Genomic DNA, 18,793 nt, shown 5'->3' with positions numbered 1-18,793 from the left:
GAAGTTCGAATGCTCATCTTTTGAGGAGAAACGTCCCATGAACAGCCCCGCCCAGAAGAAAGGCCTGCCCCCGGCAGCCTGGATCATGATCGCGATGGTGATCGGCATCGTGATCGGTTACATGATCTTCATCAACTTCCCGGACAAGAAGGCCGCCGCGCAGATCGCCGGCTACATCTCCATCATGTCGGACGTGTTCCTGCGGCTGATCAAGATGCTGATCGGCCCGCTGGTGTTCTCCACGCTGGTGGTGGGCATCGCCCACATGGGCGACGCGGCCTCGGTGGGCCGCGTCTTCGGCAAGGCCCTGGGCTGGTTCATTACCGCCTCGCTGGTCTCGCTGGTGCTGGGCCTGATCATGGCCAACCTGCTGCAGCCCGGCCACAACCTCGGGCTGCCGCTGCCCGACATCGGCTCCTCGGCCAACCTGGCCACTTCCAAGTTCACCCTGAAGGACTTCGTGAGCCACTTGGTGCCCAAGAGCTTCGCGGAGGCCATGGCCAACAACGAGATCCTGCAGATCGTCGTGTTCTCGATGTTCTTCGGCGTCGCGCTGGCTTCGCTGGGCGACAAGGCGAAGACTCTGGTCAACGCCATCGACGAGCTGTCGCATGCCATGCTGAAGATCACCGGCTACGTCATGAAGCTCGCGCCGCTGGCGGTGATGGCTGCGATGGCCGCCACGGTGGCCGTCAACGGGCTGGAGATCCTGCTCAAGTTCGCCGTCTTCATGGGCGACTTCTATCTGGGCCTGTTCGTGCTGTGGGGGTTCCTGATTCTGGCCGGCTTCCTCTTCCTCGGCCCGCGGATCATCAAGCTGCTGGTGCTGATCAAGGAGGCCTTCCTGCTGTCCTTCGCCACGGCCAGCTCCGAGGCGGCCTATCCCAAGATCCTCGACGCGCTGGACCGCTTCGGCGTCAAGCGCAAGATCTCCAGCTTCGTCATGCCCATGGGCTATTCCTTCAACCTGGATGGCTCCATGATGTATTGCACCTTCGCGGTGCTGTTCATCGCGCAGGCCTACGACATCCACCTGTCCCTGGGCACCCAGATCACCATGCTGCTGATCCTGATGCTGACTTCCAAGGGCATGGCCGGCGTGCCGCGGGCCTCGCTGGTGGTCATTGCAGCGACGCTGAACCAGTTCAACATCCCGGAGGCGGGCCTGCTGCTGATCCTGGGGGTGGACACCTTCCTCGACATGGGCCGCTCGGCCACCAATGCGGTAGGCAACTCCATCGCCACGGCGGTGGTGGCCAAGTGGGAGGGCGAGCTCCTGTCCGAGAGCGACGCCGCGGCCAACGAGAAGGCGCTGGATGCCGAGAGTGCGGCCACGCTGGCGCATCCGGTGCACGCCTGAAGGAGCAAGGGCCATGAAGCCGAAACCTTCGCGCTCGTTGTCGCTGCTGCTGGCCGCGGTCCTGTTCGCGACGCTGGCCCAGGCCCAGACCGAGCCCGCGCCCAGCGCGCCTGCAGCGCTCACCGGCACCCTGGCCAAGGTGCGCGACGCCGGCGCCATCACGCTGGGCTACCGGGAGTCGTCCGTCCCGTTCTCTTACCTCTCGTCGCGCAACGAGCCCATCGGCTATTCCGTCGAGCTGTGCAAGTCGCTGGTGACCGCCATCGAGGAAGCGGTGCACAAGAGCCTGGCGATCAAGTGGGCGCCGGTGACCTCCGAGTCGCGCATCGACGCTGTGGAGAAGGGCCAGGTGGATCTCGAATGCGGCTCCACCACCAGCAACCTGGAGCGCCAGAAGCGCGTGGCCTTCTCGCCCACGATCTTCGTCTCGGGCACGAAGGTGCTGGTGAAGAAGGGCTCGCCGATCCGCGACTTCAAGGACCTGGCGGGCAAGAAGGTGGCCGTCACGCGCGGCACCACCAACGAGCAGACCATGCAGGCGCTGTCGCAGAAGTTCAAGCTCAACCTGAACCTGCTGGTGCAGCGCGACCATGCGGAGTCCTTCGCGCAGGTGGTCAATGGCGCCGCCGATGCCTTTGCAACGGACGACGTGCTGCTTTACGGGCTGATCGCGCAGAACAAGGGCAAAGTCCAGGGGGACTATCAGGTGGTGGGCGACTTCCTGTCCTACGACCCCTACGGGATCATGTACCGCAGGAACGACCCGCAGCTGGCCAAGGTGGTCAACGACACCTTCCAGTTCCTGGCGCAGGACGGGGAGATCGAGCGCCAGTACAAGCGCTGGTTCCTGCGCAAGCTGCCCCTGAGCACCACCAGCATCGACCTGCCCATGAGCCCGCAGCTGGAAACCATCCTCCAAACCATGGCCGTGAAGGCGGAGTAACTCTTTTGGAGGATGGCGGCCGGCGAGATTTCGGTAAAACTGAGAACTAATTCATGACTTAAAAACAACAAGAGCGCTTGCACCTACAGCGCCGCCCGGTCGACTGAAGCTAAAAAGAGTGCCTGTTGGCTTCCGATGGAGGGTCCGATGTTCAGTTTTTTCCAGCCCAATCGAAACGGCCATTTGCGCCGCGTCATGGCCCTGCTCGAGGAGGCGCACCTCGCGCGCATCGAGCACCAGGCGGCCGCCGAGCACCATGGTGCCCTGGCCCGCATGTACTCCGAGCGTGCGAAGCGACTGGAGCGTGAGCTCTACGGCTCGGCACAGCTGCCGATCGGGGAGGGGTCGGGCAAGAACCAGGACGAGAAGGCCGTGCTCTACGCGCTGGATGCCAACCGCCGGTTGGAGGCGCAGGCCAAGGGCTGAAGAAACGCGAGTTTGCGGGCCCGCCGGCAGGTGTTTTGAGGACTTAGGTTTTTCCCTTGCTCAGAATTTCGACCAGGCCCACAAATGTGAGAGACAATGCCGGGGCGTCGCCGCTTGCGGCTTCGTATCGGTAATCGGTTCAGTTTCGCGCCACTGCGCATCCTTGCTTGTTGTGACCCTGGGACTCCATCGATTGTTTTTTTGGTTTGATTAGGAGTCCCTCAATGGGCAAGAAACTTTACGTAGGCAACCTGGCCTACTCCGTCCGCGACGAAACCCTGACACAGGCCTTTAGCGCCTACGGTAACGTTGCTAGTGCCAAGGTCATGATGGAACGCGACAGCGGTCGCTCCAAGGGCTTCGGCTTCGTCGAAATGAGCAGCGATTCGGAAGCGCTCGCAGCCATCGAAGGCCTGAACGGCCAAGCGCTCGAAGGCCGCGCCCTGACCGTCAATGAGGCCCGTCCGATGGAGCCCCGTTCGGGCGGCTTCGGCGGCGGCGGTGGCCGCAGCGGTGGTGGCGGCGGCTACGGCGGTGGCGGTGGCGGCTACGGTGGTGGTGGTGGCGGCGGCCGCAGCGGCGGTGGTGGTGGCTACGGCGGCGGTGGCCGCGGGCGGCTACCGATCGCCGCAGGCATCAGCACAAAAAGGCTCCCTCGGGAGCCTTTTTTAGGCTCTGTTGAAAATCAAGTGGGTTGCCCAGCGTGAGGGTTGATGGCTTGGAAGTCGAGCTTGCCGGCGATCAGGAAGATGACCGTCTTGATAGTGGACAGGCGCACGAAGCCGCGGGCGCGACGCTTGGCAGCCTGGAACAGGCCGTTGATGGCCTCGAGAAAGCCGTTGGTCTGACGCGTCTGCGACCAGGCCACGATGCCGTCCATGTGGCGGCGCACGAGCGCGGCAACTTCTTTCATCGGCTGGACCTTCGAGCGCATGACGCAGGTGCTCCAGTACCGAAGCATGGGCGCATCACGTTGACCTGCCTGCGCTCCAGGATCTCTCGCAGCTGCTCTCCTGGGAGCCAAGCTCGGGCCGTGCGTTTGAGGCTCGGCTGTGTGATCAATGCGTAGAGATCGGCGGCGGCCTCGGGCGTGAGGCTGTAGCTGCGCTGCCTTGAGCAGCGTCCAGCGCATGCCCTTGAGGGACCTGTCGGTACGCTGTTCGATGCGCCGTGTCTTGTCCACTGCGGTGTTGGCGTGCCAGATGACGTGGAACTTGTCGAACGTGATCTGAGCGTTGGGCAACTCCTCGCTCACGCCCTTGATGAAGGCCGGGGACATGTCGATGCTCACCGAGCTGATCTGCTGCGGCGGACAGCCATGAGCCTCGAGATCGCAGGCCAGTGCCGCGCTATGGCTTGGGCGTCGCGGCCCTCGGTGACGAAGAGCACTCGGCGGGCGACTGCGTCGGCGGCCAAGGTCACGTAGTCGTGCCCCCGGGCACGCGAGGTCTCGTCGATGGCCAGCGCAGTGACATCGCTGAAGTCGGCCAGCCCCAACGCCATCTCGACGTAGCGATTGCAAACTTCCATGACCCGATAGGCGGACTCGCCCACGATGCGTGCAACCGCCGCAAAGGCATCTGCTGCGCCAGCATCAGGACAAGTGCCTCGAACAGCAGCGTAGAAGCCCGACAGGCGTCCGGCGAAATCGGCTCGACCAGGCGAACCGAGCCGTTGGGCAGCTTGACGCGTGGCGTGCGCACGTGCAGGTGGCACTCGTGCTGGAAGAAGTTCAGGTGTCGATAGGTCTTTGCCACCGTGTCATGCACGGGGTGCGTACCCTCATACCCGGCAACTGCGAAGTGGGTTCCGGGTTCGAAGTCGACCAACACGGTCAGCAGCTTGGCGCCTTCGTCGAACTCAACCGAATTCACCGACCAGGGCGCAGCAATCCCGAGCGCCGCTTCGAACAGCTTGGCAGTCATCGCACAACCCCTCGCAGAGTTCAGCCAGGCGAAATCTTACCCACTCGAAATTCAAGAGAGGCCTTTTTTACTTGGTGCTGTGTTCTCAGGGAAAGCGACAGGTGCCAGCGTCGCTTGGTGCCCGGGGCCGGAATCGAACCGGCACGCCTTGCGGCGGGGGATTTTGAGTCCCCTGCGTCTACCAATTTCACCACCCGGGCAGGGGAAGGAAGGGAGCTCAAAATTATGGCACAGTGCCTGGCATGGCAAACGTGAACTACCCGACGATCGAGGATGCGATCGGCAAGACGCCGCTGGTCGCGCTGCAGCGCATCGATGCGGCCGAGAACTCGAAGCGCGGCAATGTGATCCTGGGCAAGCTGGAAGGCAACAACCCGGCCGGATCGGTCAAGGACCGGCCGGCACTCTCGATGATCAAGCGCGCCGAGGAGCGCGGCGAGATCAAGCCCGGCGACACGCTGATCGAGGCCACCTCGGGCAACACCGGCATCGCGCTCGCGATGGCCGCTGCCATCAAGGGCTATCGCATGGTGCTGATCATGCCGGAGGACCTTTCGGTCGAGCGCGCCCAGACGATGAAGGCCTTCGGCGCCGAGCTGCTGCTCACGCCCAAGAGCGGCGGCATGGAGTACGCCCGAGATCTGGCGGAGCAGATGGTGGCGCAAGGCAAGGGCCGCGTGCTCGACCAGTTCGCCAACGCCGACAACCCGCGCATCCACTACGAGACCACCGGGCCCGAGATCTGGGCCGATACGGGCGGGCGCATCACGCACTTCGTGAGCGCGATGGGCACCACGGGCACGATCACCGGCGTCTCGCATTTCCTCAAGGAGAAGAACCCGGCGGTGCACATCATCGGCGCGCAGCCCGAGGAGGGTTCGCGCATCCCGGGCATCCGCAAATGGCCCGAAGAGTATCTGCCCAAGATCTACGAGCCCAGCCGCGTCGACCAGCTGGTCCACGTGAACCAGGACCAGGCCGAGGAGATGTGCCGGCGCCTCGCGCGCGAGGAGGGCATCTTCGCTGGCATCTCGTCGGCCGGCGCGCTGTGGGTGGCGCTCGAGATCGCGAAGAAGGTGGAGAACGCGACCATCGTCTTCGTGGTCTGCGACCGCGGCGATCGTTATCTGTCGACCGGCGTGTTCCCGGCGTGAGCGCCATGCTCGATCCCAAGTTCTGCACGACCTGCGCCACGCCGCTCGCGCGCATCGAGCTGGCCGAGGACGGCGGGCCGAAGTCGCGCCTGCGCTGTCCGGCCTGCGGTTGGACGCACTGGAACAACCCGACGCCGGTGCTGGCCGCGATCATCGAGTACCGCGGCCAGGTGCTGTTGGCGCGCAACGCCGCGTGGCCGCACAAGACGTATGCGCTGATCACCGGCTTCATGGAGGCCGGTGAAACGCCGCAGGAAGGCATCGCGCGCGAGATCAAGGAAGAGACGAACCTCGATGCCAGTGCGCTGAACCTCGTCGGCGTCTACGACTTCCAGCGCATGAATCAGGTGATCATCGCCTACCACGCGGTGGCAGACGGCGACGTGCGGCTGTCGCCCGAGCTGGTCGACTACCGGCTCTACGACCTGGCTGCCTTGCGCTGCTGGCCGGCAGGGACCGGCTACGCGCTGGCCGACTGGCTGCGCACGCGAGGGCACGAGCCGCAATTCATGGAATGGCCACGACCGGCAACCCCCGCGCCCGACGCGGCGGCAGCCTCCTAGAATTTCGGCAGCGTCCGGCAGCCCGGTAGAAGGAACATCGATGGACATCCACAAAGAACTCGACACCCGCGGACTCAACTGCCCGCTGCCCATCCTGAAAGCCAAGAAGTCGCTCAACGAGATGGAGAGCGGCCAGCTGCTCAAGGTGGTGTCCACCGATCCGGGCTCGGTGCGCGACTTCCAGGCCTTTGCGCGACAGACCGGCAACGACTTGGTCGAGCAGCAAACCGTGGGAGACGACTTCATCCACGTCCTGCGCCGCCGCTGACGGTGCCGCCGTGAAGCGCAGCGCCCGCCTCGCTGCTGGTGCCCTGGCGCTGGCCTTGGCGGCTGGGGCGCTCACGCTGGGCTTGTGGAGCGACGGCATGCCGCACGACACATCCTCTCGTCCCGTTTCGTCCAGCGCGATCCCGCTCGCGGTGCTGGGCGATTCCAACAGCCACTCCTACCAGGACAACACCTGGTTTCCCGCCGACACCACCGAGCGCGGCGGCAGCCTGCGTTCGCGCACCTTTCAATGGATCGAGGTGCTGGCGCGCCTGCGCGGGCAGCAGCTGGATCCCGGCCCCTGGGTGCGCTGGGGTCGGCCCGGCGTGGTCGCGCTGGCGCGCGAATGGATGGGCTTGCCGGGAGGCCGCGCGCCGCGAAAAGAGGACTACCTCTACAACTTCGCCAACTCCGGCGCCGCCTGCAAGAACCTGATGGTCGGGCGCTTCCGGCAGGTGCCGCGCCTCGTCGCGCTGATGGACCAGGAGCCGGCGCGCTGGGCACGCGGCGTGGTGGTGATCCGCATCGGGCTCAACAACTGGGGCGGGCTGCTGGACCTGCAGGCGCGCGATCCGAATGCGCCCGAGCTGCGCGAGGCTACCGCCTATTGCGCGGGCGAGATTGGCGCGGCGGTCCGGCGGATCCATGCCTCGCACCCGGCGACGCGGATCCTGCTGGTGGGCATCGGCAACGAGGCGGACGATCCCGCCAACTTCGAGCGCTGGCAGTCGGCGGCCGAGACCCGCAACATCCGGACCGCGCTCGATGGCTTCAATGCCGCCATTCGCCATCTGGCCGAGGGCGACGCCCGGCTCGCCTACTTCGACGACCTGGCCTGGTTCCAGTCCCATTGGGGCTCACGCAATGCCGAGGGCAAGCCGGACTACAAGGCGGTCGAGATCGGCCCGGAACTGCGCGTGACCAACACGATCGGCGACGACCCGCGCAATGCGCTCCTCGCGGACCTGCATACGGGCCTGGTATGGAACGCGCTGTGGGCGCAGGCGCTGGTATCGCGCTTGCGCGAGGCCTTCGGCCTGCCGCTCACACCGATCGGCGACGAGGAGCTGCGTCGTTTCCTCGAGCCGCTGGTGGCGCCGGCTGAGCCGGCTAGAGCTCCAGGGTCTTGAGGTAGGCGCGGAACTGGGCGCCGACTTCCGGGTGCGCGAGCGCGAGCTCGACGCTGGCCTGCAGGAAGCCTTCTTTGCTGCCGCAGTCGTAGCGAACGCCCTGGTACGAATAGGCGTAGACGGCTTCCTTCTTCATCAACGAGGCGATGCCGTCGGTCAGCTGGATCTCGCCGCCGGCGCCCTTGGGCTGGTTGCGGATCTCGTCGAACACGCCCGGCGTCAGTATGTAGCGGCCTGCCACGCCGAGGCGCGAGGGCGCGTCCTCGGGCTTGGGTTTCTCGACCATGCGGTTGACCTTGACCAGGCCTTCCTCGATCGGGTCGCCGGCCACGATGCCGTAGCGCTTGACATGCTCCAGCGGCACTTCCTGCACCGCCAGCACCGAGCCGCCGAGCCGGGCGAAGACGCGCGTCATCTGGGCCAGCACGGGTTCGCCGTGCTCCGGGCCGACCATCAGGTCGTCGGCCAGCAGGACGGCAAAGGGTTCGTCGCCGACCAGGTGCTCGGCGCACAGCACCGCATGGCCCAGGCCGAGCATGCGCGGCTGGCGCACGTAGGAGCAGGTCATGTCGTCCGGCATCACCGAATGGGCGATCTTGAGCAGCTCCAGCTTGTTGCTGGCCTCGAGCTGGCTCTCGAGCTCGTAGGCGGTGTCGTAGTGGTCCTCGATGGCGCGCTTGTTGCGGCCGGTGACGAAGATCATGTCGCGGATGCCGGCGGCGTAGGCCTCTTCGACTGCGTACTGGATCAGCGGCTTGTCCACCACCGGCAGCATTTCCTTGGGTTGTGCCTTGGTAGCCGGCAGGAATCGGGTGCCGAACCCGGCGACGGGGAACACGGCCTTGCGGATGCGCTTGGTGGAAGTGGACATGGGCTTAGTGTCTGGTCGGATGAATTGGAGGATGGCGGCGCCCGGCGGCGCCGAGCTCGAATACTAAAGCTCTCCGTGTCCAGGATGTGTCAGCCGAGGCGCACAAGCTGGTCGCGCAGCCGCTCCAGGGTAGCGCTGAAGTCCGCCAGCCGCTTGCGCTCCTGCTCGATCACCGCGGCCGGCGCCTTGGCGACGAAGGCCTCGTTGCCGAGCTTGCCGTTGACCTTGGCGATCTCGCCCTCGATGCGCGCGATTTCCTTACCGAGGCGGGCTTTTTCCGCGGCCTTGTCGATTTCCATGTGCAGGCACAGGCGCACGTCGCCCACCACGGCGACGGGTGCCGCCTCGGCCGCTGCGGCCCACGCGGGCTCGTCGTCGAAGACCTTCACTTCCTTGAGCTTGGCCAAGGCCTGCAGCACCGCCGCGGCCTCGCGCACGAAGGCGTTGCCATCCGCCGTGTCGGCCACGGCATAGAGCGGCAGTCGCATGGCGGGCGAGACACTCATCTCGCCGCGCAGCGTGCGGCACGCATCGACCAGCGACTTGAGGCGCGCGACATGGGCCTCGGCCGCCTCGTCGATCTTCTCGGGCTGGCTTTGCGGGTAGGGCGCGATCATCACCGACTCGCCGGGGCGGCCGGCCACCGGTGCCACCTTCTGCCAGAGCGCCTCGGTGATGAAGGGGATCAGCGGATGTGCCAGGCGCAACAGCGCCTCGAGGGTGCGGATCAGCGTGCGGCGGGTGGCGCGCTGCTGTGCGGGTTCGCCCTGCTGGATCTGGACCTTGGCGATCTCCAGGTACCAGTCGCAGAACTCGTCCCAGGCGAACTGGTAGATCGCGTTGGCGACGTTGTCGAGCCGGTATTCTTCGAAGCCCTTGGCCACCTCGGCCTCGACCCGCTGCAGCTGCGAGGCGATCCAGCGGTCGGCCTGGCTGAACTTCAGGTAGCCGTGGGCCGGTCCCGCGGGAATGGTGAGGCCGCTCGCACTGTCTGTGCGAGCGGGTGCGCATTCCTCCTTGCTGTGCTCGCGCAGCCCGCAGTCCTGGCCTTCGCAATTCATCAGCACGAAGCGCGTCGCGTTCCACAGCTTGTTGCAGAAGTTGCGGTAGCCCTCGCAGCGCTTCGGGTCGAAGTTGATGTTGCGGCCCAGCGAGGCGAGCGAGGCAAAGGTGAAGCGCAGCGCATCGGCGCCGAACGCGGGAATCCCGTCGGGGAATTCCTTTTGCGTGTTCTTGCGCACGGTCGGCGCGGTCTCGGGGCGGCGCAGGCCCTGGGCACGCTTGTCGAGCAGTTCCGGCAGGGCGATGCCGTCGATCAGGTCCACCGGGTCCAGCACGTTGCCTTCGGACTTGCTCATCTTGTGGCCGTGCGAGTCGCGCACCAGGCCGTGGATGTAGACGTGCTTGAAGGGCACCCGGCCGGTGAAGTGCTTGGTCATCATGATCATCCGGGCGACCCAGAAGAAGATGATGTCGTAGCCGGTGACCAGCACGGTGGAGGGCAAGTACAGGTCGTAGTCCTGCGTCTTTTCGGGCCACCCGAGGGAAGAGAAGGGCACCAGTGCCGCCGAATACCAGGTGTCGAGCACGTCCTCGTCACGCGTGAGCGTCTTGCCGGGGGCCTGCGCCTGGGCCTCGGCTTCGTCGCGCGCGACGTACACCTTGCCTTCTGCGTCGTACCAGGCCGGGATCTGGTGGCCCCACCAGAGCTGGCGCGAGATGGTCCAGTCCTGGATGTTCTCCATCCAGTGGTTGTAGGTGTTGACCCAGTTCTCGGGCACGAAGCTCACTTCGCCCGAGCGCACCGCGTCGATGGCCTTCTGTGCGATCGACTGGCCCTTGGCGTCGGGCTTGGTCATGGCGACGAACCATTGGTCGGTCAGCATCGGCTCGACCACGGCGCCGGTGCGCGCGCAGCGAGGCACCATCAGCTTGTGCTTCTTGGTTTCGACCAGGAGGCCCAGGGCCTGCAGATCGGCCACCACCGACTTGCGCGCATCGAAGCGGTCGAGGGTGCGGTATTTCTCGGGCGCGTTGTCGTTGATGGTGGCATCCAGCGTCAGCACGCCGATGATGGGCAGGCCATGGCGCTGGCCCACTGCGTAGTCGTTGTGGTCGTGCGCGGGCGTGACCTTGACCACGCCGGTGCCGAACTCCTTGTCGACGTAGCTGTCGACGATCACCGGGATCAGGCGGTCGACCAGCGGCAGCTTGACCTTGCGGCCGATCAGCGCCTTGTAGCGCTCGTCCTCGGGGTGGACCATCACGGCGACGTCGCCCAGCATGGTCTCGGGCCGCGTGGTCGCGACCGTCAGCGATCCCGAGCCGTCCTCGAGCGGATAGGCGATGTGCCAGAGGAAGCCTTCCTCTTCCTCGCTCTCGACCTCGAGGTCGCTCACCGCGGTCTTGATCACCGGGTCCCAGTTGACCAGCCGCTTGCCGCGGTAGATCAGGCCTTCCTCGTAGAGCCGCACGAAGGTGTCGGTGACGACCTTAGAGAGCTTCTCGTCCATCGTGAAGTACTCGCGACTCCAGTCCACCGTGTCGCCCATGCGGCGCATCTGGTTGGTGATGGTGTTGCCCGACTGCTGCTTCCACTCCCACACGCGCGCCACGAAGTTCTTGCGGCCCAGGTCGTGGCGGCTGATCTTCTGTTCCTGCAGTTGGCGCTCGACCACGATCTGGGTCGCGATGCCGGCATGGTCGGTGCCCGGCACCCACAGCGTGTTGTCGCCCTTCATGCGGTGGTAGCGCGCCAGGCTGTCCATGATCGTCTGATTGAACGCATGGCCCATGTGCAGCGTGCCCGTGACGTTCGGCGGCGGCAGCTGGATCGCGAAGGAGGGCGAGCCCTCTTTCGGCTGGCCCGTGCCGCGAAAGCCTGCGACGGCGTAGCCGCGCCGCTCCCACTCGGGACCCCAGTGCGCCTCGAGGGCGGCGGGTTCGAAGGATTTGGACAGGCTCTCGAGGCCGGGCTGGGACAAGGTGTCGCTCATGGGGTGCAAAGACGAAAACGGCATCCCGCAGGATGCCGTTCGATGGGGTTGGGGGGAGCCCTCGATTTTATCGAGCGCGGCCGGTCCCGGGGTTCAGCGCCCGGGCGCGTAGTTGACCGGAATCCAGATGTAGCCGTTGCCTTGCGCGCGCAGCCGGCCTATGCCGGGGAAGGGGATGTGCGCGCCGGCCACCGGGTAGCCCTGGATAGCAGCCTCCGTATAGGCCTTTCGGCGCTGCGCGGCGGCCGGCCGCGAGTCGGTGTCGAACTGGATGGTGATCGACGGATTCTCGAACTGGACGGCGGCCACGTGCATCAGGTCGCCCCAGAACACCATCTTCTGCCCCTTGCTTTCAGCGACGTAGAGGCTGTGGCCCGGCGTGTGGCCGTAGGCGGCTTTGGCCTTGATGCCGGGCACCAGGTCGGTGTCGCCGTCGAAGGGCTTGAACTTGCCGGCGCTGACATAGGGGTTGAGCGAGCCCATGGCGCCCTTGAAGAAATCCTTGGCATCGGCAGGCGCCTTGTCCATGTTGGCCTGGCTCAGCCAGTAGTCGGCATCGCGCTTGTCGGCGCGCACCGTCGCGTTCGCGAAGACGGGCTTGCCGTCGGTGGCGAGGCCGCCCACGTGGTCGGGGTGCAGGTGGGTGATGTAGATCTCGTCGACCTGATCGGGCTGGTAGCCGGCCGCCTTGAGGTTGGCGGCCAGCTTGCCCAGCGTCGGTCCGAACAGGCCGCCGGCGCCGGTGTCGATGAGCACCAGCTTCTCGCCGGTGTTGACGAGGTAGGCATTCACCGAGGTCTCGAGCGGGCTCTGGAGATACGATCTGGCCAGCGTCTTCTTCACCTGCTCGGGCGTGGTGCGCGTCAGCAGCTTGTCCACCGGGAGCGCGACCGTGCCGTCCGACAGGGCCGTCACCTGGAAGTCGCCGACCATGACGCTGTAGAAGCCGGGGGCAGCTTCCTTGGCGAGGGGCGCCGCGGCTTGCGTCGTTGGCGCCCAGGCTGCGGCCCAGGCACAGGCGACGGCAAGAACGAGGGCGCGGGTTCGCGCCAGCGGGACAACCTTCATCGGGATCTCCTCGGGGTGGGTTGCAATGCAGGCCGGACTCTAACCCCCTTCGCGCCGCCTCGCTTCGGCCCCGCGGATAATTCGCGGATGCTGTTTTTGCTCTCCCCGGCCAAGTCGCTCGATTACGAAACCCCCGTGCCAGACACCCTGCCCGCCACCCAGCCGCACTTCGAGGGACCCCGAGGCCCCTCGGCCGAGCTGATCAAGATCCTGCGCGAGAAGTCGCCGCAGCAGATCGCCGAGCTCATGCGGCTGTCGGACAAGCTGTCGGCGCTGAACGTGGCGCGCTATGGAGCCTGGGCTTCCAAGGGCACGGTCGGCAACGCGAAGCAGGCCGCACTGGCCTTTGACGGCGACGTCTATGGCGGGCTCGACGCGAAGACGCTGAGCCCGGGCCAGCTCGGCTGGGCGCAGGAACGCATCTGCATCCTGAGCGGCCTCTATGGCGTGCTGCGCCCCTTGGACCGGCTGCAGCCCTACCGGCTCGAGATGGGCACGCAGTTGGCCAACCGGCACGGCAAGGATCTCTACGCCTTCTGGAATTCGCGCATTGCCGAGTACCTGAACCAGCGCCTGGCGGCGGACCGTACGCCGGTCGTGATCAACCTGGCCTCGCAGGAGTACTTCAGGTCGGTCGATCTGAGCGTGCTCAAGGCGCGCGTGGTGGAGTGCGTGTTCGAGGAATGGAAGAACGGCAAGTACAAGGTCATCAGCTTCTTCGCCAAGCGGGCCCGTGGCCTGATGGCGCGCTGGGCCGTGCTGCACAAGGCCTCCACGCCCAGGGTGCTGGAGAAGTTCGATCTCGAAGGCTATGTCTTCGACGCGAAGGCCTCGGCGCCGGAGCGCTTCGTTTTTCGAAGGAGATCAGCGTGACGGGTCAAGCCATCAGCCCCGAACTGCGGGAATGGGTCGTCGCCCAGCTTGCGGCCGGGCATTCCATCCCCAGCCTGCGCGCCTCGATGCGTGACGCGGGCTGGCACGACGATGCGGCGGATGCGGCGCTCGCAGAGGTCGAGGCGCAGGCCGCGGGCCTCGCTGCCGCCGCGCCTGCACGCGCCTCGATGCCAGGACCGGATCTGTCGAACGCGCCCTTGTACATCGATACCGGCGACCGCCGCGTGCAGGTGCTCCAGACCCTGCGCCATCCGCGGGTCCTGGTGTTCGGCGACTTGGTCTCGGACGAGGAATGCGAGGCCCTGATCCAGGCAGCGCGGCAGCGGCTCGCACGGTCCCTCACCGTCGAGACAAAGACGGGCGGCGAGGCGCTCAATGTCGATCGCACCAGCGATGGCATGTTCTTCGAGCGCGGGGAAAACCCCGTCGTCGCACGCCTGGAGCAGCGCATCGCCGCGCTGCTGCGCTGGCCGCTCGAGTTTGGGGAGGGCTTGCAGGTCTTGCGCTACGCGCCGGGCGCTCAATACCGGCCGCACTACGATTACTTCGACCCCGGCGAGCCCGGCACGCCCACCATCCTGCGCCGCGGGGGCCAACGCTTGGCCACGCTGGTGATGTACCTGCAGGAGCCCGAACTGGGCGGCGCCACGACTTTCCCCGACGTGGGCCTCGAAGTCGCGCCCAAGCGCGGCACCGGCGTCTTCTTCAGCTACGAGCGGCCGGATCCGGCGACGCACACCCTGCATGGTGGCGCCCCGGTGCTGGCGGGCGAGAAATGGGTGGCCACCAAGTGGTTGCGCGAGCGCGAGTTCCGCTAGGCACCGCGCCTGCTTGCAAGGAGCGGACCGCCAAGTCATGAAACTCACAGCCAACGGTATTCAGATCGAGGTCGAGGACAGCGGCGGCGAAGGCCGGCCGGTTGTCTTGCTGATCATGGGGCTGGGCATGCAACTGATCGCCTGGCCCGAGGACTTCGTGCGGACGCTGGTCGATGCCGGCTTTCGTGTCGTGCGCCACGACAACCGGGACATCGGACTGAGCCAGGGCTTCGACGAGGCCGGCGCCGGCAACCTCGTCTGGCAGAGCGTACGGCATCGCATCGGGCTGCCGGTGCGCTCAGCCTATTCGCTGCAGGACATGGCCGACGATGCACTCGGCGTACTCGATGCCCTGGGAATCCGGCGCGCCCATGTGGTGGGCGCATCGATGGGCGGCATGATCGCTCAGCGGCTGGCCATCGGCGCGCCGCGGCGCGCGGCGAGCCTGGTCAGCATCATGAGCTCGAGTGGTGCGCGCAACCTGCCGGGGCCGCGCCCCGACGTGGCTGCGGCGCTGATGCGCCGGCCGGCCAGCCGGACAGAGGCCGCGCTGATGGCGCACAGCCTCGGCGTCGTCCGGCTGATTGCCAGCCCCGCCTATCCACAGGACGAAAGGACCGTCACCGAGCGCATCGCCCGCGGCCTGCGCCGCGCCTACCGGCCGGGCGGAATCGTGCGGCAGATGCTGGCGATCGGGGCCGACATCGGCCGCCACGCGCTGCTGGGGCGCATCTCCAGTCCGACGCTCGTCCTGCATGGTGACGCGGATCCGCTGGTGCCCATCGCCTGCGGCCAGGACACGGCGCGTCGCATTCCGGGCGCGCAATTTGTTTCGGTACCGGGCATGGGCCACGACTTGCCGCCGCCGGTTTGCGACATCCTGCTGCGGCACATCATTCCTTTTATGCAGACCGCCGAGAAGCGTGCATGAGTCTCGACAACACACCTGAACAATCACAGCTGGGGCGCACCGCGACCTATGTCGATCGCTACGACCCTGGCCTTCTGTTTCCGATTCCGCGCGCCACGCAGCGCGAAGCCATGGGGATCGCGACCCGGCCGCTGCCGTTCTTCGGTGCGGACCTGTGGACGGCTTTCGAGCTGAGCTGGCTCAATCCGCGCGGCAAGCCGCAGCTGGCGATCGCGCATTTCACGGTGCCTTGCGAGACGCCCAACATCATCGAGAGCAAGTCCTTCAAGCTCTATCTCAACAGCTTCAACAGCACCGTCTTCGCCGATGCGGAGGCTGTGCGCGAGCGGCTGCGCGCCGATCTGAGCGAAGCGGTCTGGCGGGGCAGCGAGCGGGCGGAGGGCATCGGGGTCAAGCTGATGGCCCCCGAGATGTTCGAGCGCGAGCAGATCCATGAGCTCGATGGTCTCGATCTCGATCGCCTCGACATCGAGTGCATGCAGTACCAGCCTGCGCCCGAGCTACTGTCCAGCGACGCGACGCAGGTTCCTGTGACCGAGGCCCTGAGCAGCCGGCTGCTCAAGAGCAACTGCCTGGTGACGGGACAGCCCGACTGGGGCAGCGTTCAGATCCGCTACAGCGGGCCGCCGATCGACCAGGCGGGACTGCTGGCGTACATCGTGAGCTTTCGCAATCACAACGAATTCCATGAGCCTTGCGCCGAGCGCATGTTCTCGGACATCTGGCGCCGCTGCCAGCCGACGAAGCTGGCGGTCTATGCGCGCTACACGCGGCGCGGTGGCTTGGACATCAATCCGTTTCGCACGAGTTGGCCGCAGGCGTTGCCATCGAACAGTAGGATGGCGCGGCAATAGGAAGGTGGAGGGCGCAGTCCGGGTCTCGCGTCGTTGGGGTGTACGCGAAAAAGTTAAGCGACATTGCGCATCGGCTGAAAACCGTGTCATAATCGAGGGCTCCGCTCAAGACGGCAGGCAGTTGAAGCTCTCAGGGGTTTTGCTTGGCTGTGGTGGTGGGTGGGGTGAGGGGGTTTTGGCGGGGGGCCGAGTTGATCGAGAGGTTGGCGGGTTCTTAAAAAATAAAAAAACTTCAAAAAAGTTTGGTGGTTCTTCAAAAACCGTGTAATAATCTAAGGCTTCGCTGATCGCAGCGAGGTGAGCAAGAAAGGCACAGGGATGTGTCGGGCTTGCGGGGATCGTTAAAAATATACAGCCGATAAGCGTGGGCGTTTGAGGCGAATGGCCAAGTTCTTCGGAACGAAGCCTTTCAGGCTTTAAATGCTCATGAGAATAGAAGTGAAGTTCACTTCAATTCCGTTTTTATGAGTTTGTCTCGCGAGAGACGTTAAATTCAAGATCGAACTATAGAGTTTGATCCTGGCTCAGATTGAACGCTGGCGGCATGCCTTACACATGCAAGTCGAACGGCAGCACGGGAGCAATCCTGGTGGCGAGTGGCGAACGGGTGAGTAATACATCGGAACGTGCCCAATCGTGGGGGATAACGCAGCGAAAGCTGTGCTAATACCGCATGAGATCTACGGATGAAAGCAGGGGACCGCAAGGCCTTGCGCGAATGGAGCGGCCGATGGCAGATTAGGTAGTTGGTGAGGTAAAGGCTCACCAAGCCTGCGATCTGTAGCTGGTCTGAGAGGACGACCAGCCACACTGGGACTGAGACACGGCCCAGACTCCTACGGGAGGCAGCAGTGGGGAATTTTGGACAATGGGCGCAAGCCTGATCCAGCCATGCCGCGTGCAGGATGAAGGCCTTCGGGTTGTAAACTGCTTTTGTACGGAACGAAAAGGCTTTCTCTAATAAAGAGGGCTCATGACGGTACCGTAAGAATAAGCACCGGCTAACTACGTGCCAGCAGCCGCGGTAATACGTAGGGTGCAAGCGTTAATCGGAATTACTGGGCGTAAAGCGTGCGCAGGCGGTGATGTAAGACAGTTGTGAAATCCCCGGGCTCAACCTGGGAACTGCATCTGTGACTGCATTGCTGGAGTGCGGCAGAGGGGGATGGAATTCCGCGTGTAGCAGTGAAATGCGTAGATATGCGGAGGAACACCGATGGCGAAGGCAATCCCCTGGGCCTGCACTGACGCTCATGCACGAAAGCGTGGGGAGCAAACAGGATTAGATACCCTGGTAGTCCACGCCCTAAACGATGTCAACTGGTTGTTGGGTCTTCACTGACTCAGTAACGAAGCTAACGCGTGAAGTTGACCGCCTGGGGAGTACGGCCGCAAGGTTGAAACTCAAAGGAATTGACGGGGACCCGCACAAGCGGTGGATGATGTGGTTTAATTCGATGCAACGCGAAAAACCTTACCCACCTTTGACATGTACGGAATTTGCCAGAGATGGCTTAGTGCTCGAAAGAGAACCGTAACACAGGTGCTGCATGGCTGTCGTCAGCTCGTGTCGTGAGATGTTGGGTTAAGTCCCGCAACGAGCGCAACCCTTGTCATTAGTTGCTACATTTAGTTGGGCACTCTAATGAGACTGCCGGTGACAAACCGGAGGAAGGTGGGGATGACGTCAAGTCCTCATGGCCCTTATAGGTGGGGCTACACACGTCATACAATGGCTGGTACAAAGGGTTGCCAACCCGCGAGGGGGAGCTAATCCCATAAAACCAGTCGTAGTCCGGATCGCAGTCTGCAACTCGACTGCGTGAAGTCGGAATCGCTAGTAATCGTGGATCAGAATGTCACGGTGAATACGTTCCCGGGTCTTGTACACACCGCCCGTCACACCATGGGAGCGGGTTCTGCCAGAAGTAGTTAGCCTAACCGCAAGGAGGGCGATTACCACGGCAGGGTTCGTGACTGGGGTGAAGTCGTAACAAGGTAGCCGTATCGGAAGGTGCGGCTGGATCACCTCCTTTCTGGAAACAATGCCGTTCAAATTGAACGCCCACACTTATCGGTTGTTGGAAGAGGTCGAAACGTTTCGGCCATGGGTCTGTAGCTCAGCTGGTTAGAGCACCGTCTTGATAAGGCGGGGGTCGTTGGTTCGAGCCCAACTAGACCCACCATCTTCTGATATCCAAGTGAGAGGACATCGGGGGATTAGCTCAGCTGGGAGAGCACCTGCTTTGCAAGCAGGGGGTCGTCGGTTCGATCCCGTCATCCTCCACCAACACCGTGGTAGATATCCATTCAACACCAAAGCGGCCTTGTGCGAGAGTGCGAGGCTTCTTTGTTGTTGATCGAGATTGTTCGGTCAATCGGCTGTTCTTTAAAAATTCATAGAGTCGAATCAGCGTTGCTGATGGAAACTGCACATTCGTAAAGGTTTAGTGCGGACCGTGCCATCAGCAACAAGAATTTTTGATTGCGTCAAATGAACTTCACTTCGAAGCAATTCGAGCTGTGAAGACGGCATAACGCGTCAGGTGAAAGGCCTGACATATTCCTTGATGGGCTTTGGTTTCTGTGAAGA

At 64.3% G+C, this 18,793-nt stretch carries 17 protein-coding genes, 3 tRNA genes and 1 rRNA gene; 15 read left to right on the top strand and 6 right to left on the bottom strand.

The genetic code is table 11. The annotated features are described in order from the left end of the window. The first annotated feature begins 37 nt into the window (after positions 1-37). From GXN78_RS06850 to GXN78_RS06835, 4 genes are all read left to right on the top strand, one after another. Complete coding sequence (locus GXN78_RS06850; RefSeq protein ID WP_106557843.1) at positions 38-1,360, top strand: dicarboxylate/amino acid:cation symporter; 1,323 nt, start codon at positions 38-40, stop codon at positions 1,358-1,360. Positions 1,361-1,373: 13 nt separating this feature from the next. Next, positions 1,374-2,303, top strand: coding sequence for an amino acid ABC transporter substrate-binding protein (locus GXN78_RS06845; protein ID WP_106557842.1), 930 nt, complete (start codon positions 1,374-1,376; stop codon positions 2,301-2,303). Between the two features lie 147 nt (positions 2,304-2,450). Then, positions 2,451-2,729 (top strand): hypothetical protein, encoded by a 279-nt coding sequence (locus tag GXN78_RS06840; RefSeq protein ID WP_106557841.1) that lies wholly within the window; start codon positions 2,451-2,453, stop codon positions 2,727-2,729. Between the two features lie 224 nt (positions 2,730-2,953). After that, positions 2,954-3,436 carry an RNA-binding protein gene (locus GXN78_RS06835; RefSeq protein WP_164255378.1) on the top strand — a complete coding sequence of 161 codons (483 nt, stop codon included), beginning with the start codon at positions 2,954-2,956 and terminating at the stop codon, positions 3,434-3,436. Here GXN78_RS06835 and GXN78_RS06830 read toward each other — a convergent pair. The 3 genes from GXN78_RS06830 to GXN78_RS06825 form a co-directional block, all read right to left on the bottom strand. Beyond that, a complete protein-coding gene (locus tag GXN78_RS06830) occupies positions 3,415-4,020 on the bottom strand; it encodes a transposase (RefSeq protein WP_275407560.1) in 606 nt (201 codons plus the stop codon). The two genes, GXN78_RS06835 and GXN78_RS06830, sit on opposite strands and share 22 nt — an antisense overlap. A gap of 127 nt (positions 4,021-4,147) precedes the next feature. Continuing rightward, a complete protein-coding gene (locus GXN78_RS41075; protein WP_239142630.1) occupies positions 4,148-4,654 on the bottom strand; it encodes a hypothetical protein in 507 nt (168 codons plus the stop codon). A gap of 115 nt (positions 4,655-4,769) precedes the next feature. Then, positions 4,770-4,854: transfer RNA gene (locus GXN78_RS06825), tRNA-Leu, on the bottom strand. 51 nt (positions 4,855-4,905) lie between these two features. Between GXN78_RS06825 and cysM the strand changes: the two genes are divergently transcribed. Genes cysM through GXN78_RS06805 form a run of 4 tightly spaced genes read left to right on the top strand, consistent with a single transcriptional unit; the run spans position 4,906 to position 7,768 of the window. Next, positions 4,906-5,808 (top strand): cysteine synthase CysM, encoded by a 903-nt coding sequence (cysM, locus tag GXN78_RS06820; protein ID WP_106558652.1) that lies wholly within the window; start codon positions 4,906-4,908, stop codon positions 5,806-5,808. Between the two features lie 5 nt (positions 5,809-5,813). Further along, a complete protein-coding gene (locus GXN78_RS06815) occupies positions 5,814-6,371 on the top strand; it encodes an NUDIX hydrolase (RefSeq protein ID WP_106558653.1) in 558 nt (185 codons plus the stop codon). Positions 6,372-6,411: 40 nt separating this feature from the next. Beyond that, positions 6,412-6,639 carry a sulfurtransferase TusA family protein gene (locus GXN78_RS06810; RefSeq protein WP_106558597.1) on the top strand — a complete coding sequence of 76 codons (228 nt, stop codon included), beginning with the start codon at positions 6,412-6,414 and terminating at the stop codon, positions 6,637-6,639. A 10-nt stretch (positions 6,640-6,649) separates the two neighbouring features. Continuing rightward, the gene (locus GXN78_RS06805; protein WP_106558598.1) at positions 6,650-7,768 is read left to right on the top strand and encodes an SGNH/GDSL hydrolase family protein; all 1,119 of its coding nucleotides are present in this window, start codon (positions 6,650-6,652) and stop codon (positions 7,766-7,768) included. Here GXN78_RS06805 and galU read toward each other — a convergent pair. The 3 genes from galU to GXN78_RS06790 all read right to left on the bottom strand — a co-directional run bounded on the left by galU (position 7,749) and on the right by GXN78_RS06790 (position 12,703). Then, on the bottom strand, positions 7,749-8,639 hold the full coding sequence (galU, locus tag GXN78_RS06800; RefSeq protein WP_106558599.1) for a UTP--glucose-1-phosphate uridylyltransferase GalU: 891 nt from the start codon (positions 8,637-8,639) through the stop codon (positions 7,749-7,751). The two genes, GXN78_RS06805 and galU, sit on opposite strands and share 20 nt — an antisense overlap. Positions 8,640-8,728: 89 nt before the next feature. Beyond that, a complete protein-coding gene (locus tag GXN78_RS06795; RefSeq protein ID WP_106558600.1) occupies positions 8,729-11,635 on the bottom strand; it encodes a valine--tRNA ligase in 2,907 nt (968 codons plus the stop codon). A 93-nt stretch (positions 11,636-11,728) separates the two neighbouring features. Beyond that, a complete protein-coding gene (locus GXN78_RS06790; RefSeq protein WP_106558601.1) occupies positions 11,729-12,703 on the bottom strand; it encodes an MBL fold metallo-hydrolase in 975 nt (324 codons plus the stop codon). Between the two features lie 87 nt (positions 12,704-12,790). Between GXN78_RS06790 and yaaA the strand changes: the two genes are divergently transcribed. From yaaA to GXN78_RS06755, 7 genes are all read left to right on the top strand, one after another. Then, complete coding sequence (gene yaaA, locus GXN78_RS06785) at positions 12,791-13,576, top strand: peroxide stress protein YaaA (protein WP_106558602.1); 786 nt, start codon at positions 12,791-12,793, stop codon at positions 13,574-13,576. Then, positions 13,573-14,415, top strand: a complete 843-nt coding sequence (locus GXN78_RS06780) for a 2OG-Fe(II) oxygenase (RefSeq protein ID WP_106558603.1) — start codon at positions 13,573-13,575, stop codon at positions 14,413-14,415. The genes yaaA and GXN78_RS06780 overlap by 4 nt, the downstream gene beginning before the upstream one ends. A 37-nt stretch (positions 14,416-14,452) precedes the next feature. Then, positions 14,453-15,346, top strand: a complete 894-nt coding sequence (locus GXN78_RS06775; RefSeq protein WP_106558604.1) for an alpha/beta fold hydrolase — start codon at positions 14,453-14,455, stop codon at positions 15,344-15,346. Then, complete coding sequence (gene queF / locus GXN78_RS06770) at positions 15,343-16,200, top strand: NADPH-dependent 7-cyano-7-deazaguanine reductase QueF (RefSeq protein ID WP_106558605.1); 858 nt, start codon at positions 15,343-15,345, stop codon at positions 16,198-16,200. The genes GXN78_RS06775 and queF overlap by 4 nt, the downstream gene beginning before the upstream one ends. Before the next feature lie 501 nt (positions 16,201-16,701). Next, positions 16,702-18,236, top strand: a 16S ribosomal RNA gene (locus GXN78_RS06765). Between the two features lie 73 nt (positions 18,237-18,309). Next, positions 18,310-18,386 (top strand) — tRNA-Ile (locus GXN78_RS06760). Between the two features lie 28 nt (positions 18,387-18,414). Next, positions 18,415-18,490: transfer RNA gene (locus GXN78_RS06755), tRNA-Ala, on the top strand. The last annotated feature ends 303 nt before the right edge of the window (positions 18,491-18,793 follow it).

Source organism: Variovorax sp. WS11 (assembly GCF_010499245.1).
GTDB lineage: Bacteria > Pseudomonadota > Gammaproteobacteria > Burkholderiales > Burkholderiaceae_C > Variovorax.
The sequence above is the reverse complement of the archived record's forward strand: the minus strand, read 5'-3'. Positions and strand labels throughout refer to the sequence as shown.

Coding starts and splice junctions, on each gene's coding strand:
- GXN78_RS06850 (WP_106557843.1), top strand. CDS start 38: ATGAACAGCCCCGCCCAGAAGAAAGGCCTGCCCCCGGCAGCCTGGATC.
- GXN78_RS06845 (WP_106557842.1), top strand. CDS start 1,374: ATGAAGCCGAAACCTTCGCGCTCGTTGTCGCTGCTGCTGGCCGCGGTC.
- GXN78_RS06840 (WP_106557841.1), top strand. CDS start 2,451: ATGTTCAGTTTTTTCCAGCCCAATCGAAACGGCCATTTGCGCCGCGTC.
- GXN78_RS06835 (WP_164255378.1), top strand. CDS start 2,954: ATGGGCAAGAAACTTTACGTAGGCAACCTGGCCTACTCCGTCCGCGAC.
- GXN78_RS41075 (WP_239142630.1), bottom strand. CDS start 4,654: ATGACTGCCAAGCTGTTCGAAGCGGCGCTCGGGATTGCTGCGCCCTGG.
- GXN78_RS06815 (WP_106558653.1), top strand. CDS start 5,814: ATGCTCGATCCCAAGTTCTGCACGACCTGCGCCACGCCGCTCGCGCGC.
- GXN78_RS06810 (WP_106558597.1), top strand. CDS start 6,412: ATGGACATCCACAAAGAACTCGACACCCGCGGACTCAACTGCCCGCTG.
- galU (WP_106558599.1), bottom strand. CDS start 8,639: ATGTCCACTTCCACCAAGCGCATCCGCAAGGCCGTGTTCCCCGTCGCC.
- GXN78_RS06795 (WP_106558600.1), bottom strand. CDS start 11,635: ATGAGCGACACCTTGTCCCAGCCCGGCCTCGAGAGCCTGTCCAAATCC.
- GXN78_RS06790 (WP_106558601.1), bottom strand. CDS start 12,703: ATGAAGGTTGTCCCGCTGGCGCGAACCCGCGCCCTCGTTCTTGCCGTC.
- yaaA (WP_106558602.1), top strand. CDS start 12,791: ATGCTGTTTTTGCTCTCCCCGGCCAAGTCGCTCGATTACGAAACCCCC.
- GXN78_RS06775 (WP_106558604.1), top strand. CDS start 14,453: ATGAAACTCACAGCCAACGGTATTCAGATCGAGGTCGAGGACAGCGGC.
- queF (WP_106558605.1), top strand. CDS start 15,343: ATGAGTCTCGACAACACACCTGAACAATCACAGCTGGGGCGCACCGCG.